15 protein-coding genes and 1 tRNA gene are annotated in these 14,631 nt (G+C 61.4%); 11 read left to right on the forward strand and 5 right to left on the reverse strand.

The window, feature by feature from the left end; translation table 11 throughout:
* Positions 1-2 precede the first annotated feature (2 nt).
* Complete coding sequence (gene pncB, locus VW35_RS09400; protein WP_046142797.1) at positions 3-1,310, reverse strand: nicotinate phosphoribosyltransferase; 1,308 nt, start codon at positions 1,308-1,310, stop codon at positions 3-5.
* A gap of 240 nt (positions 1,311-1,550) precedes the next feature.
* Between pncB and VW35_RS09405 the strand changes: the two genes are divergently transcribed.
* Together VW35_RS09405 and dmeF are read left to right on the forward strand one after the other, a co-directional pair.
* On the forward strand, positions 1,551-1,829 hold the full coding sequence (locus VW35_RS09405; protein WP_046142798.1) for a metal/formaldehyde-sensitive transcriptional repressor: 279 nt from the start codon (positions 1,551-1,553) through the stop codon (positions 1,827-1,829).
* On the forward strand, positions 1,826-2,791 hold the full coding sequence (gene dmeF / locus VW35_RS09410) for a CDF family Co(II)/Ni(II) efflux transporter DmeF (RefSeq protein WP_046142799.1): 966 nt from the start codon (positions 1,826-1,828) through the stop codon (positions 2,789-2,791). The genes VW35_RS09405 and dmeF overlap by 4 nt, the downstream gene beginning before the upstream one ends.
* A gap of 222 nt (positions 2,792-3,013) precedes the next feature.
* Here dmeF and VW35_RS09415 read toward each other — a convergent pair whose 3' ends face one another.
* From VW35_RS09415 to VW35_RS09430, 4 genes are all read right to left on the reverse strand, one after another.
* Complete coding sequence (locus VW35_RS09415; protein ID WP_046142800.1) at positions 3,014-4,156, reverse strand: winged helix-turn-helix domain-containing protein; 1,143 nt, start codon at positions 4,154-4,156, stop codon at positions 3,014-3,016.
* A 71-nt stretch (positions 4,157-4,227) separates the two neighbouring features.
* Positions 4,228-5,898: an alpha/beta hydrolase gene (locus VW35_RS09420; protein WP_244465869.1), complete on the reverse strand. Its 1,671-nt coding sequence runs from the start codon at positions 5,896-5,898 to the stop codon at positions 4,228-4,230.
* Positions 5,899-6,096: 198 nt separating this feature from the next.
* Positions 6,097-6,172 (reverse strand) — tRNA-Ala (locus VW35_RS09425).
* A gap of 140 nt (positions 6,173-6,312) precedes the next feature.
* The gene (locus VW35_RS09430; protein ID WP_046142802.1) at positions 6,313-6,717 is read right to left on the reverse strand and encodes a TIGR02300 family protein; all 405 of its coding nucleotides are present in this window, start codon (positions 6,715-6,717) and stop codon (positions 6,313-6,315) included.
* Positions 6,718-6,906: 189 nt separating this feature from the next.
* Between VW35_RS09430 and cmk the strand changes: the two genes are divergently transcribed.
* The 9 genes from cmk to trpA all read left to right on the forward strand — a co-directional run bounded on the left by cmk (position 6,907) and on the right by trpA (position 14,584).
* Positions 6,907-7,560 (forward strand): (d)CMP kinase, encoded by a 654-nt coding sequence (gene cmk, locus VW35_RS09435; RefSeq protein WP_046142803.1) that lies wholly within the window; start codon positions 6,907-6,909, stop codon positions 7,558-7,560.
* Positions 7,561-7,741: 181 nt separating this feature from the next.
* Positions 7,742-9,454 carry a 30S ribosomal protein S1 gene (rpsA, locus tag VW35_RS09440; protein WP_083982610.1) on the forward strand — a complete coding sequence of 571 codons (1,713 nt, stop codon included), beginning with the start codon at positions 7,742-7,744 and terminating at the stop codon, positions 9,452-9,454.
* Positions 9,455-9,529: 75 nt separating this feature from the next.
* The gene (locus tag VW35_RS09445) at positions 9,530-10,033 is read left to right on the forward strand and encodes a GNAT family N-acetyltransferase (protein WP_046142804.1); all 504 of its coding nucleotides are present in this window, start codon (positions 9,530-9,532) and stop codon (positions 10,031-10,033) included.
* Between the two features lie 82 nt (positions 10,034-10,115).
* Positions 10,116-11,063: a signal peptide peptidase SppA gene (sppA, locus tag VW35_RS09450; RefSeq protein ID WP_161796889.1), complete on the forward strand. Its 948-nt coding sequence runs from the start codon at positions 10,116-10,118 to the stop codon at positions 11,061-11,063.
* Positions 11,064-11,101: 38 nt separating this feature from the next.
* Entirely contained in the window at positions 11,102-11,383 is a 282-nt protein-coding gene (locus VW35_RS09455; RefSeq protein ID WP_046142805.1) for an integration host factor subunit beta, read from the forward strand.
* A gap of 39 nt (positions 11,384-11,422) precedes the next feature.
* Positions 11,423-11,785 (forward strand): lipopolysaccharide assembly protein LapA domain-containing protein, encoded by a 363-nt coding sequence (locus VW35_RS09460; RefSeq protein ID WP_046142806.1) that lies wholly within the window; start codon positions 11,423-11,425, stop codon positions 11,783-11,785.
* A gap of 71 nt (positions 11,786-11,856) precedes the next feature.
* Positions 11,857-12,504, forward strand: coding sequence for a phosphoribosylanthranilate isomerase (locus VW35_RS09465; protein ID WP_046142807.1), 648 nt, complete (start codon positions 11,857-11,859; stop codon positions 12,502-12,504).
* A gap of 41 nt (positions 12,505-12,545) precedes the next feature.
* Complete coding sequence (gene trpB / locus VW35_RS09470) at positions 12,546-13,760, forward strand: tryptophan synthase subunit beta (RefSeq protein WP_046142808.1); 1,215 nt, start codon at positions 12,546-12,548, stop codon at positions 13,758-13,760.
* Complete coding sequence (gene trpA, locus VW35_RS09475; protein WP_046142809.1) at positions 13,760-14,584, forward strand: tryptophan synthase subunit alpha; 825 nt, start codon at positions 13,760-13,762, stop codon at positions 14,582-14,584. The genes trpB and trpA overlap by 1 nt, the downstream gene beginning before the upstream one ends.
* Positions 14,585-14,631: the final 47 nt, after the last annotated feature.

Genomic DNA, 14,631 nt, shown 5'->3' on the forward strand with positions numbered 1-14,631 from the left:
CGTCAGACGCGCACCGCGTGCTCGACCCGCCCGGCATTGCCAAAGACGCGGATATAGCGCTCGATCTCGGCTTTTTCCCCCGTCGCCTTGGCTGGATTATCCGAAAGCTTGACGGCCGGACGGCCATTGGCGGTCGAGACCTTGGCGACGATCGAAATCGGATCGAGCCCGGGATTGGGCGCCGGCGCGCAGCCTTCGAAGTCGTTGGTGAGGTTGGTGCCCCAACCAAAGCTCATGCGCACCCGGCCGTCGAAATGGAGATAGGCCTCTTCGATCATGTCGACGTCGAGCCCGTCGGAAAAGATCAGGAGCTTGTCCTTGGGATCGCGCCCGCGGTCCTGCCAGAATTTTATGATGCGTTCGCCGCCCTCGATGGCGGGCGCCGAATCGGGGCGGAACCCGGTCCAGTCGGCGACCCAGTCCGGCGCATCGCGCAGGAACGCGTCGGTGCCGAAAGCGTCGGGCAAAACGATCAGGAGGTTGCCCCCATAATAGCTCTTCCAATCCTGGAGCACGCGGAAGGGCGCTTCGCGCAGTTCCTCGTCCGAACGGGCCAGCGCTGCCAGCACCATGGGCAATTCATGCGCATTGGTGCCGAGCGCCTCGAGGTCGGTATCCATGGCGAGCTTGACGTTGGAGGTGCCGGTAAAATTCTCCCCGATCCCTTCCTTGAGCGCCTCGACGCACCAGCGCTGCCAAAGGAACGAGTGCCGCCGCCTTGTGCCGAAATCGGAAATCTTGAGGTCCGGCAGCTTTTGCAGCCGCTCGACCTTTTCCCACATCTTGGCCTTGGCCCGCGCATAGAGCACGTCGAGCGTAAAGGGCGGATAGTTCTTCATCGCGGCGCGCGAGCGCAATTCGTTGATGATCGCCAGCGCCGGAATTTCCCACATGGAGGTTTCGACCCAGAGCCCGGGAAATTCGAGGACGAACTGCCCGTCGCGCTTTTCGAGCCGGTATTCGGGCAGCTGGAAATTTTCGAGCCAGCGCAGGAAGCCGGGCTGGAAGATCTGCTTGGAGCCATAAAAGGTATTACCGGCGAGCCAGATCATTTCCTTTTTGGAAACGCGCAAGGTGCGGCAGTGGTCGAGCTGGGCGCGCAGTTCCTCGATGTCGATCTCGTCCGACAGGCGCACCGATTTGGTGCGGTTGATCAGCGAAAACGTCGCGTCGACCTTGGGGTAGAGCCCCCAGATCATCTGCAGCATCAGAAGCTTGTAAAAATCGGTGTCGAGGAGACTGCGAATGATCGGATCGAGCTTCCAGGTGTGGTTGTAAACTCGCCGGGCAATATCGGTAAAAGTCGCCATTCTGTCCCCACTTCGCGCCGGGTCTTGTAGCGCGCCAAGGGTTTGCTGGAAAGCCGGGGATACGCACGGGCGTCCAGTGCAGCCAATACGGGCCCCCACCCTTGCACGGTGTCATCCCCGCGAAAGCGGGGGACCTCCGGTTTTAGGAGACTGCAACAGGGGTTCCCGCTTCCTTGGGAGTGACAGCGGTGAGCGGGGTCACCTTGTGCCGATCCTCAATATAGGGTACCCCCCTATCCTATGTCGCATACTATTACCCAAAAACCAAAACTCCTCGCCCGCATCCGCCGCCTCAAGGGTCAGATGGATGCGGTCGAGCGCGCGCTCGAAGCCGATGCCGATTGCGCCGATGTGCTCAATCTCGTCGCCTCGGTGCGCGGCGCCATCAACGGCCTGACCGTCGAACTGATCGAGGATCACATTCGCCACCACGTCGCCGATCCCGATACCGACACCGACCCCCACCGCGCCGAAGGCGCCGCCGAACTCATCGACGTTATCCGGACTTATCTCAAATGAGCGCCAAGAGCCCTTTTTCGAGCCCGCACGACCACGTCTTTCTCGGACAGGACCATGCGCGCAACGAGCGCCGCACCTGGTTCGTGATTGCGCTGACCGCAACGATGATGGTCGTCGAGATCGCCGCAGGCTCGCTGTTCGGCTCCATGGCCCTGGTGGCCGATGGCTGGCACATGTCGACCCATGCCGCCGCCATGCTGATCGCGGCCCTTGCCTATGCCTATGCCCGGCGCAACGCCAGGAACCCGCGCTTTACCTTCGGCACCGGCAAGCTGGGCGATCTTGCCGCCTTCGCCAGCGCCATCATCCTGGCCCTGATTGCGCTCCTCATCGGCTGGGAAAGCCTTTTGCGTCTCTCCCACCCGGTCAGCATCGATTTCAGCCAGGCGATCATCGTCGCCGTCATCGGCCTGGGCGTCAACCTGATCAGCGCCTGGCTCCTTCGCGACGATCACCATCATCATGGTCACGGCCATGCCCATGGTCACGCGCACGATCATCACCATGACCATGAACACGATCACGAGCACCACCCTGGCGCCCGCGACAACAATCTGCGCGCTGCTTATCTCCACGTCCTAGCCGATGCGCTGACGTCGGTGCTCGCCATCGCGGCACTGCTTCTCGGCAGTCTTTATGGCTGGATCTGGCTCGACCCCGTCATGGGGGTCGTCGGCGCGCTCGTCATCGCCCGCTGGTCCTGGGGCCTCATCCGCGACAGCGGCCGCGTCCTCCTCGACTATTCAACCGAAGCAACTGCCATTGCCGCCGAAATCCGCGAAATCATCGAAGCAGGCGGCGACACCATCACCGACCTTCACATCTGGCAACTCGGCCCCGGCCACTATGGCGCCATACTATCCCTTGCCAGCAAGGCCCCGGAACCCCTCGAAACCTACCGCCACCGCCTCGCCCCCGTCCACGAAATCTCCCACCTCTCGGTCGAAGTCCAGGCGGCTTAGCTGACGCTAAGCGCGCGTCCATTCCCCTCGAACGGCCCCAGAACGCGCGGCTCCACACCTTCCTCCTGATAGGCCAGGATGGGAGGGGGGATTTCGGAGGGGGCCCTGACCAAAAACTTCGCTCGCGCGAAGGCTGCTTCGACCTCCGGCGAATCTTGCATCAACGCAGGCGTCGTTAAGGATGCAACAAAGGCCTTTGGGAGGGGGTGATTGCGGCAAGCGCTATGCTCCCAATTGAAACCGCTCGAACCGCCCTAATTCCTCATCCACCATCGCCCGACCCTCGACCCCGGCGTCCTCAATCCACGTCCACTTCTGCACCAACAGTCTTCCGGCCGCCCGGTCGGTCTTCAAATCCACCGCCGCAACCACGCGATCTCCCATCAGCACCGGAAGCGCAAAGTAGCCAAAAACGCGCTTGGCTGCCGGCACATAGGCTTCGAACAGATGGTCGTAGCCAAAGAACAGTTTGAGCCGCTTGCGCTGGATGATCAGCGGATCGAAAGGCGAAAGCACGTGCACGCGCTCCGAGGACGCCATTGGCGCGTCGAGGACCGCCGGCTCGGCCCAGTGCGCCACCTTTTCCGCGCCATCGAGCAAGACGGGCACCAGTTCCCGGCGCCTGACCCGCGCGTCGATCAGTTCACGCACGGCCTTCTTTGCTGGCGCATTGAGGTGGCAAATCGAATCAAGGCTGACGAGGCCCTGGCTCTTGAGCGCCCGATCGAGAAGATAGGCGGTGATCTGCCGGTCGGTCGCGGGCCTCGGGCTGCCGGTCCAGCCGAAATGCCGCTCCATCAGGTCATAGGTCTTGACCATGCCATCGCGCGCCGAGATCGCCACGAGCCCCTGATAGAACATCAGCTGCAGTACGCGCTTCGAAGGCTTGCGGCTGGCCCAGGGATGATCTTTTTCCACCAGCTCGTCATCATCGATATCGCGGATCGAAAGCGGCCCTTCGGTTTTGAGGCGCCTTTTCATCGCGGCGATTTCGGCCGCCGTCACCGAGCCGAACCAGGCACCGGGTTTTTCACGGTGGGACCTCATCGCCGGCACGAAAAAGCGCAGATCCTTGACCGGCACATAGCTCAGCGCATGCGTCCAATATTCGAATATCGATTTATCCGCGCTTTGAAGATGGGTGAGGTCGCTGCGGCGATAGCCGGGAATGCGGGAAAAAAGAATGTGGTGGTGGCAGCGCTCGATGACATTGATCGTATCGATCTGCACATAGCCCAAATGCTCTATTGCCGCCGCGGCAGCCGCCGGTCCACTGCCGAATGGCGTTTCGAGGTCGAGCTTTTGCGCCTTGAGCCAGACCGCCCGCGCCTTATCAAGGGAAATGGTGATGGGTTTTCGTGCCATGATTGTGGTCCCTATGCGCGGCGTGGCGTGCCACGACACTAGCGCCGATCAAACCCGATTTTGGCAGCAGGCTAGCGTGCCGAGCGAAACCAGCCGCCATCGATCCTGCCGCGCGGACCGTGGCGGGTGAGCTTTGCCTTGAGATCCTCAAGCTCCCTCGCCGTCAGTCCATCGGGCAGCGTTACCGCCACCCAGCCATCAAGATAGTCCTGTGGCGCATAGACATGGCCAAAGCCGATCGGGGCGGTCTGGGCCAGGGCCATATCGAGCGCCAGCTGCAGAAAGGTGACGACCGGATACCAGTTGAGAAGCGGCGAGACCGAGGGAGCGCGCGTGCCGCTGAGCCAAAGCGGTTCGCGATAAAGAAGGCTCCAGTCGAAAAAGACGATCGGGTCGGATGGATATTGCAGATAAACGATCCGCACCGGGCCCCAAGGCGCGTCCCCTTCGAGATCGGCGCCTGAATTGGCGAAGCGCACAGTCGTCTGCTGGCCGATGCGAGGCTTCCAGACGGGCGAATCGGGTTCGCGATTGGCAGTGATGCTGCGCCAGGCGGCGCTGGCAAAGGGCGGCCCGACCCAGAGCGCACCGTCGAAAGGATCGCTGAGGACATCGTAGAGCGAGGTCGAGGCGGCCGAACTATAGGCGCCGAGGCTCAGGCCATGAAGGTATAGCCGCGGCCGCCGCTCCGGCGGCATGGCGCGCCAGCGTTCGTAAACGGCATTGAACAAGGCCCTTGCGGTTTCCACCCCGATATCGGGTTCGGAGACCAGCGATAGCCAGCTCGTCAAATAGGAATATTGCACGGCAACGCTGGCGACATCGCCGCCATGGAGAATTTCGAGCGTATCGATCGCGGCCGGTTCGGCCCAGCCGGTGCCCACCGGCATGATCAGCGCCAGTATCTTCTTGTCGAAGGCACCGATCCGATCCATTTCCGCAAGCGCCAGCGCAGCACGGTCTTCAGGGGTTTCAGCGGAGCGGAGACCGACATAGACGCGCAACGGGGTTTGCGCCGGCTTGCCGGTCAGCGCCGCGATATCGTCGGCCGTCGGGCCGGTTTCGACATAGACGCGCGCATCGATGCCGATCGTGTCCCAGGCGATGAGCGAGGCCGCACTGCCCGAGCGCAATGGGTCATCGGGCTGCGGATCGGAAATGCCGACCAGCCGGTCGAAATTACCATAGAACCGATCGGCCCCAAAAAAGAGGCCTCGGGCAATCACGCCATCGCCGATTGTTGCCGTGGCAAGGCCTACGAGCAGCATGGCCCCCACCAGCGCCACCCGGCGGGGAATGCGCCGCTCGAGCCAATGGGCAAGAACGCGCACCCCGCCGACGATCAATGTGCCGAGCCCGATAAGAAAGGTTGCCGGCAGCACCGCAACCAGCGCGACGAGCAAGGGCTGGGTCGCTTCGAGCGGGGCCTCCCCCATGCCGTCGCGGATCGAATTCTGCCAGCCGGTCCAGAACCAGAGGAAGGCCACGGTCAGGACAAGGCACGCCGCGGCGCACAAGCGGCCCACCCAACGGGCGACGCGCCGATTGGGCCAGCGCAGTTCGAGAAAATTCCAGAGCCACTCGAGAAAGACCCCGACCCCGTAGCCAGCGGCAAAGGTGCAGCCGGAAAGGATGCCTTGGACGATCACATCGCGCGGGATCAGCGAGGGGGTCAGCGAGAGCGCGGCAAAGAGCAGACCGAAGAGCCAACCACCGGCGGAAAGCGCATCGAGCCGCCTCAACGCGAATCGCCGCACACGGCGGCTGAAATCGGGGAGGGACTGGCTTATCGAGTGGGTCGGCAAGGGGCGTGCCCGGATGAGGTCGCCGTCACTATAGGCCGGGATCGCGGGGTGACAACCGGGCAATGCCCGAACCGCAGCGAACAGACGCTCGACAGCGTCTCGATGCTAACGGAATGGTACCGGTTTCGGAAGGAATGGTGGAGCCAAGCGGGATCGAACCGCTGACCTCTTGCATGCCATGCAAGCGCTCTCCCAGCTGAGCTATGGCCCCATTTTTTGGGTTCCGGAAGGCGCCTTGGCCGTCCGAAGCGAGGCGGAACCTAGAGGATGATCCCGGACAACGCAAGTGCCTAAATGACACTTTTTTCATCCGCCGGGGAAAAGCCTCCCCGGCGGAAAAGTTCAAGAAAATCAGCGGTCTTCGTCGTCGCCGACGTCAAAACCGAGGCCGTCGTCGGCGTCGTCATCTTCTTCTTCGAGGAACACGTCTTCCTCGTCGTCACCCAGTTCTTCGTCGACCTCGACATCGTCGACATCGGGGATTTCCTCGTCGGCGCCAGCCTCTTCGGCATCGGCGTCTTCAAGGCTCACCAATTCGGGCGCATTGGCGTCCTCAACCTCTTCTTCTTCCTCGACTTCATCCTCGTCATCGATCTTGCGCGACGTCGAAGCCTTGCCCACGGCAAGGGTGTCGAAGAAGGAGCGCGGATAGGACTTGCCGGTATAGGGCGAGACGATCGGATCCATGTTGAGATCGTAGAACTTCTTGCCGGTATCGGGGTCGGTACGCTTGGTACCGCGTTCGGAGTTGGCCATTCACGTGCCTCACACGAAGGGAAAATGCTTTGGGCCGGCCGCCGCGGCCTGCGCCAGATAATCGGCCAGTGCGGTAAGGCGCAATGGTCCCGTCTGTCAAATCCAAAATGCGCCGGGCGCCAAAGGCTGGCCCAGTCCGGCGTGACCGTGTTAAGCCCCGAGAAGAGCCTATGGTGATAGGGTGAAGCAATGATCATAGCAGTGGATGGCCCCGCGGCATCGGGCAAGGGAACGCTGGCGCAGGGCCTCGCAAGGCACTACGGCCTCCCCCATCTCGACACCGGCCTTCTCTACCGTGCCGTCGGCGTTGCTACCCAAGCCTATGAGAACGATGAACAATTCGAAACGCGGGCGATTTCGGCGGCGAGGGCGCTTGACGCCACTCACCTTGCCGACCTTGAGGCCCTCACAAGCGCGGAAGCGGGAAACCTAGCCTCAAAGGTCGCCGTTATCGCCGATGTCCGCCGCGCCCTCTTCGACTTCCAGCGCTCCTTTGCCACCCAGCCCGGCGGTGCCGTGCTCGATGGCCGCGACATTGGCACCAAGATCTGTCCCGATGCCGATGTAAAACTTTTCATCCAGGCCGACAGCAAGGCGCGCATGGAGCGCCGGGCCCGCCAGTTCGAATCTCGCGGCCAGGTAGTTGATCGGTACGCCCTCTTTCACCAAATAGAAGAACGGGATGCGCGTGACATGCACAATCCCAATGGTGGCTTCTATAAAGCGGACGACGCGCACTTGCTCGACACGACGCAACTGAGTATAGAGGCCGCACTCCGCGCTGCCATCGCGATCATCGACAAGTCCATGGCGCTCAAGGCAGGGGAACGACAGTTCTCCTAATTTCATCCTTGGGCCCTTCTGGCTAAGACGATCAAATAACCGCTGGCCCGGAACGAGATTAAAAGATCATCCTGTTTCTGGAGGCGGTGCTCCGTGCGCCGGCTTTGGCATTTTCGCTGAAGCGGACCCGGTCCGGAACAGGATCAGCAACCCATAACAACCGGCGCAACGGAGAAAAAGTTTGGCACAGCAAACTGTGACGAAAGACGATTTTGAATCGATGCTGCTCGACTCCTTTGTCGACAACGATGCCGCCGAAGGCACCGTTGTTCGGGGCAAGGTGGTCGCCATCGAAAAAGACCTGGCCATCATCGACGTCGGTCTCAAGACCGAAGGCCGCGTGCCGCTGAAGGAATTCGGCCAGGCGTTCCGCGACGGCCAGATCACCGTGGGTTCGGAAGTCGAGGTCTATGTGGACCGCGTCGAGAACGCCATGGGCGAAGCGGTTCTGAGCCGCGAAAAGGCGCGCCGCGAAGAGAGCTGGGTCAAGCTCGAAGAAAAGTACAACGCCAATGAGCGCGTTGAAGGCACGATCTTCAATCAGGTCAAGGGTGGCTTCACCGTCGACCTCGAAGGTGCCGTGGCCTTCCTGCCGCGTTCGCAGGTCGACATCCGTCCGATCCGCGATATCGCTCCGCTCATGAACGTGCCGCAGCCGTTCCAGATCCTCAAGATGGACAAGCGCCGCGGCAATATCGTCGTGTCGCGCCGTGCAATTCTTGAAGAATCGCGCGCCGAACAGCGTTCGGAAATCGTCCAGCAGCTCGAAGAAGGCCAGGTTGTCGACGGCGTGGTCAAGAACATCACCGATTATGGTGCGTTCGTTGATCTGGGCGGCATCGACGGCCTCTTGCACGTCACCGATATCGCATGGCGCCGGGTCAACCACCCGTCCGAAGTGCTCACGATCGGCGAGACCATCAAGGTCCAGATCGTTCGCATCAACCACGAGAGCCACCGTATCTCGCTCGGCATGAAGCAGCTCCAGGCTGATCCCTGGGAAGGCATCGAAGCCAAGTACCCGATCGGTGCCAAGTTCTCTGGCCGCGTGACCAACATCACCGACTATGGCGCATTCGTCGAACTGGAACCGGGCATCGAAGGCCTGATCCACGTTTCGGAAATGAGCTGGACCAAGAAGAACGTGCACCCGGGCAAGATCGTCTCGACCTCCCAGGAAGTCGACGTCGTCGTGCTCGAAGTCGATCCGGACAAGCGCCGCATTTCGCTCGGCCTCAAGCAGACCCTGCAGAATCCGTGGGAAGCTTTTGCCGAGAAGAACCCGATCGGTTCCACCATCGAAGGCGAAGTCAAGAACAAGACCGAATTCGGCCTGTTCATCGGCCTCGAAGGCGATGTGGACGGCATGGTTCACCTCTCCGACCTCGATTGGCAGAAGTCCGGTGAAGTCGCTCTCGACGACTACAACCGTGGCGACATGGTCAAGGCCAAGGTTCTCGACGTCGATGTCGAGAAGGAACGTATTTCGCTCGGCATCAAGCAGCTTGCTGCTGACGATCTGGCGGAATCGAGCTCGGCTGGCGGTGAAGCCGGCGGCATCAAGAAGAATGCCGTGGTCACCACCGAAGTCGTCGACGTCAACGATGGCGGCATTGAAGTGCGCATCGCCGACTCGGAAGTGACGGCCTTCATCCGTCGCGCCGACCTCAGCCGCGACCGCAACGACCAGCGCCCTGAGCGCTTTGCCAAGGGCGATAAGGTCGACGCACGCGTCACCCAGTACGACCGCAAGACCGGCCGCATCCAGCTTTCGATCAAGGCGCTTGAAATCGCCGAAGAAAAGGAAGCCGTTGCTGCCTACGGTTCGTCGGATTCGGGCGCTTCGCTCGGCGACATCCTCGGCGCTGCCCTCAAGGGCCGCGACGAGAAGTAAGCGTCACGCTTGCTTTCAAATCTTTCGGCCCGCGCTTCATCGCGCGGGTCGTTTTATTGAATGGGACACACAAGCATGCGATTTCGCGACGTCGCCTGGCGCGCCATGAGCGGCTATGATCTCGACGCCGTCTTTGCCATCGCCAACAAGGTGCATCCCGGCTTTTTCGAGGCGCAGGACGTGCTGGCAGAAAAGCATGCGCTCTACCGGCATGGCTGCTACATTCTTGAAGTCGCCGAAAAGCCCGCCGGCTACGTGCTGAGCCACCCCTATCGGCGCGGGCACTTGCCTGCCCTCGACACAAAGCTTGGCAGACTCCCCCAGGATGTCGACAGCTTTTATATCCATGATCTTGCTCTGCTGCCTTTGGCGCGCGGTATCGGCGCCGCCGGGCAGATTGTTGCGGCATTGACCAAGCACGCCCAGGCACTGGATCTGCCCACGATAGGCCTCGTTGCGGTCAATGGTTCGGTGCCCTTTTGGGAGAAGCAGGGCTTTGCGGTGGAAGACCGCCCGGATCTGGCGGACAAGCTCGCAGCCTATGAAGATGCTGCCCGCTACATGACCAAGCCGCTTTAGAGCTTCGGCAAAAACACGCCATGGACTGGCTGTTTCGGCCAACATGTGTATGGTTTCGGCCAACACTGCGCGAGACCCTGACGTGACACAACTTTCCTCATCCGAGGCTCATGAGGCGCTTGCCGCCGACACCTATCGCCGGTCACGCGGACGCTGGCGGCTCATCGCTTTGGCAGTTGCGGTCATCGCCGTCTTAGCGGTGACCGCGCGCCTTGCCTGGCCCGATCAAGCCGCGGACGAAGCCATCGCGCGGATCACCATCGATGGTACGATCACTACCAATGCCGACCGGCAAAAGATGTTCGAAGATTTGATCGAGGACGATAGCGTCAAGGCCGTCATCGTGGCGATCAATTCGCCCGGCGGCACCACCGCGGGCGGCGAAGAACTCTACGAATCGCTGCGGCGGCTTGCCGCGGTCAAACCCACGGTCTCGGTGATCAACGAGCTTGGCGCCTCCGCCGCCTATATGACGGCCATTGCGACAGACCGCATCTTTGCGCGGCGTCTCTCGATCGTGGGGTCCATCGGCGTTCTTTATCAGCACGTCAATGCTGGCAAGCTCCTCGATACGATCGGCATCGATCTCGATAAGGTCGCCTCGGGTCCGCTCAAGGCCGAGCCGGATTTTGACGAACCGCTCGCAGGCGCGCCGCGCCAATCGCTTTCAGAGCTTGTCGAGGATAGTTTTGTCTGGTTCGTCGATATCGTCGCCGAGCGCCGCGGTCTGGCGCGCCCTGCAGCTTTGGCCCTTGCCGATGGGCGGATCGTTACCGGACGCGTGGCGCTTGAGAACAATCTTATCGACGAGCTCGGCGGCGAGTTCGAAGCCCTCAAATGGCTTCAAAGCGAAAAAGGTATCGACCCCGACCTCAAGGCCTTTGACGCCTGGCCACTGCCCGAAGAAGGCTTTAACTGGCTCGGCGCTATTCTTGGCGGCTCAGCCCGCGCCGCGCTCGGTCTTCCTTCCGAAGGTCCTGTCGTGCTTGACGGTTTGGTTTCGCTTTGGCAGTTTGAACCGACGCGCTGAAGCATGGGGCACATGCGTCTTGGAGACCGGAGCGTTTCATGATCAAGTCTGAACTTGTCGAAAAGCTCGCCGCTGAAAATCCACACCTTTTCCAACGCGATATCGAAAATATCGTCAACGCGATCCTTGATCAGATCGGGGACGCAATGGCGCGCGGCGATCGGGTCGAACTGCGCGGCTTTGGCGCATTTTCGGTAAAAAATCGTCCTGCACGCGTCGGACGCAACCCGCGGACGGGTGAGCAGGTTGAGGTAGAAGAAAAGTACGTGCCGCAATTCAAGGCGGGCAAGGAAATCCGCGAGCGGCTCAACCGCTCGTAAGCCCTCCGAGACTGCGCAAAGATTAGTTCGGAATACCGCATGGTCCGCAAAATCGTCGGTTGGCTGGTTCTGGTGCCCCTGTGCCTCGTCCTCGTGGGCTTTGCGCTGGCCAATCGCCAGCTTGTCGCGGTCAATATCAATCCCTTTGTCGGTCCCGCGCCGGCTACTGCCGCGGGCTATGGGATTCCGCTCTTTGTGGTTCTTTACATCGTTCTGCTGGTAGGTGTGCTTCTGGGCGGCACGGCCACATGGTTTGCCCAGGGCGAGCATCGCAGGCGCGAGCGCCAATGGCGTCGCGAAGCGCAAGCGCTCAACCAGGAACTCGAAGCGCAGCGCCGCCGCCAGGTCCAGGCCAACCCAACCGCCCTTTCCGAAGTCGACGAAATCCTCGAGCTGCGGTGAACGGTCGACGCAGTTCGTCAAAGGCTAAGAGTTCGACCCCCTTTTCTTGACACCCGAGTTCCGACCACGCGATGGCCGACCCCCTGATCATCAAAATCTGCGGCATCAAGACAATCGATATGCTGGACGCCGCCATCGAAGCCGGCGCCGACATGGTTGGCTTCATGCATTTCATGCGCTCGCCGCGCCATGTGTCGATCGAAGATCTGGCCCTGTTAATCTCTGCCGCCCGCGGAAAGGTGCAAAGCTGCGTGGTGCTCGTCAATCCGGACAATAGCTGTGTCGCCGAAGTGGCAGCGCTCGGGCCGGACTGGATTCAGCTTCACGGCCCCGAGACACCCCATCGGGTGGAAGCCATTCGCGCCGAAGCCGGTGTTGAAATCATGAAAGCCCTGCCCATCGGCACTGCCGAGGACGTCGCTCAGGTCGCTGCTTTTGCCAAGGTCGCCGATCGCATCCTGCTCGATGCCAAGCCGCCCAAGGGCGCCGACCGGCCGGGTGGTTTGGGCGAAAGCTTCGATTGGTCGCTGCTCAAGGCGCTTGACCCATCCATCCCCTTCATGCTTTCCGGTGGCCTGAAACCGGATAATGTCGCCGACGCCATCAGAGACGTCGCGCCCTTGGGTGTCGATGTCTCGTCCGGCGTCGAGCGTGCGCCCGGCGAAAAGGACAAGCGACTGATCGAAACGTTCATCCGCAACGTAAGAGCAGCAAGCTAAGCATATGTTGCCGGGTCTTCTCGGCGACCGAGAGGACAGCAATGGACGGCACGAACTCCCTGCGCAACGGCCCGGACGAAAACGGCCGCTTCGGTCATTATGGCGGCCGCTTCGTCGCCGAAACGCTGATGCCGCTCATTCTTGACCTCGAAAAAGAATATCGGGCCGCCAGGATCGATCCGGCCTATCAGGCCGAGCTCAAGGATCTTGCGATCCACTATACCGGTCGCCCGAGCCCGCTTTATTACGCCGAGCGCCTAACCCAGCATCTGGGCGGCGCAAAAGTCTGGTTCAAGCGCGAAGAGCTCAACCACACCGGCTCGCACAAGATCAACAATTGCCTCGGCCAGATCCTCCTTGCCAAGCGCATGGGCAAGACCCGCATCATCGCCGAAACCGGCGCCGGCCAGCATGGGGTGGCGACGGCGACAGTCTGCGCCAAGTTCGATCTGCCCTGCACCATCTTCATGGGCGCGACGGACGTCGAGCGGCAGATGCCGAACGTCTTGCGCATGAAAATGCTTGGCGCAGAGGTGCGCCCGGTGACGGCGGGGGCAGGGACGCTCAAGGACGCGATGAACGAAGCGCTTCGCGATTGGGTCACCAATGTCGATTCGACCTATTACCTGATCGGCACCGCCGCTGGCCCGCATCCCTATCCGGAAATGGTCCGCGATTTCCAATCGGTCATCGGCACCGAATTGAAAGAGCAGTTCCGCGAACGCGAAGGCAAACTGCCTGATGCGGTCGTCGCCTGCGTCGGCGGTGGCTCCAACGCCATCGGCACCTTCCACGCCTTTCTCGATGATCCTGAAGTGGCGATCTATGGGGCCGAAGCCGGCGGCCATGGCATCGACATCGAAAATGGCCACGCCGCCTCGATGACCGGCGGCCGCCCGGGCGTACTTCACGGCAATCGCACCTATCTGCTGCAGGATGCCGACGGCCAGATCTTGGAAGGCCATTCCATCTCGGCCGGTCTCGATTATCCCGGCGTCGGCCCGGAGCATTCCTATCTCCACGACACCAAGCGCGTCACCTATGTGCCGATCACGGACGACGAGGCGCTCGAGGCCTTCCAGCTCTGCACCAAGATGGAGGGCATCATCCCGGCACTCGAAAGTGCCCATGGCCTCGCGCAGGTGATCAAGCTCGCGCCAACCATGAGCAGTGACCAGTCGGTCGTGCTCTGTCTTTCGGGCCGCGGCGACAAGGACGTTGAAAGCGTCGGCAAGTATCTGGGACTTTTGAAATAATGACGACCCGCATCGACCGCGTATTTGCTGCTGCCAAGGCCGATAACCGCGCGCTTCTGGCTGCCTATATCATGGGTGGCGATCCTGATCTTGCGACCGGCCAGGCAATCATGAACGCTCTGCCCCAGGCTGGAGCCGATATCATCGAATTAGGCCTGCCATTTTCGGATCCCATGGCCGATGGCGTTGCCATCCAGATGGGCGGGCAGCGCGCGCTCAAGGCGGGGCAGACCCTGCGTGGCGTGCTTGGCATGGTCGAAGAATTCCGCCGCAAGGATGAAACCACCCCCATCGTGCTGATGGGCTACTACAATCCCATCTATATCTTTGGCGTCGACAAGTTCCTCGCAACTGCCAGGGACGCTGGTGTCGATGGCCTCATCATCGTCGACCTGCCGGCCGAGGAGGATGCCGAACTCTGCATTCCAGCGCTCAAGTCTGGCCTCAATTTCATTCGCCTGACGACGCCGACGACCGACGATGCGCGCCTGCCCACCGTCCTCGAAAACACTTCCGGCTTTGTCTATTATGTCTCGATGAACGGCACGACCGGCGCGGTCATCAAGTCGCGCGCCGCAGTGGGCGAGTCGGTCCAGCGCATCAAGGCGCATACCGAATTGCCCGTTGTCGTCGGTTTTGGCATCAAGACCGCCGATGACGCCGCCGAAATGGGTCGCCACGCCGATGGAATCGCCGTCGGCACCGTTATCGTTGATGCCGTCGCCAAATCGCTGGTCGATGGCAAGGCGACTGACAGGACGGTCGGCGCCGTCCGCGATCTCGTGGCTGACCTCGCCGCGGGTCTCAAGCGGGCCCGGGCGTAATCGCAACAGGCTTGACCGGCTAGCCCCGGTTATTTTTACAAAGTCCG

The organism is Devosia soli (genome assembly GCF_000970455.1).
Lineage (GTDB): Bacteria > Pseudomonadota > Alphaproteobacteria > Rhizobiales > Devosiaceae > Devosia > Devosia soli.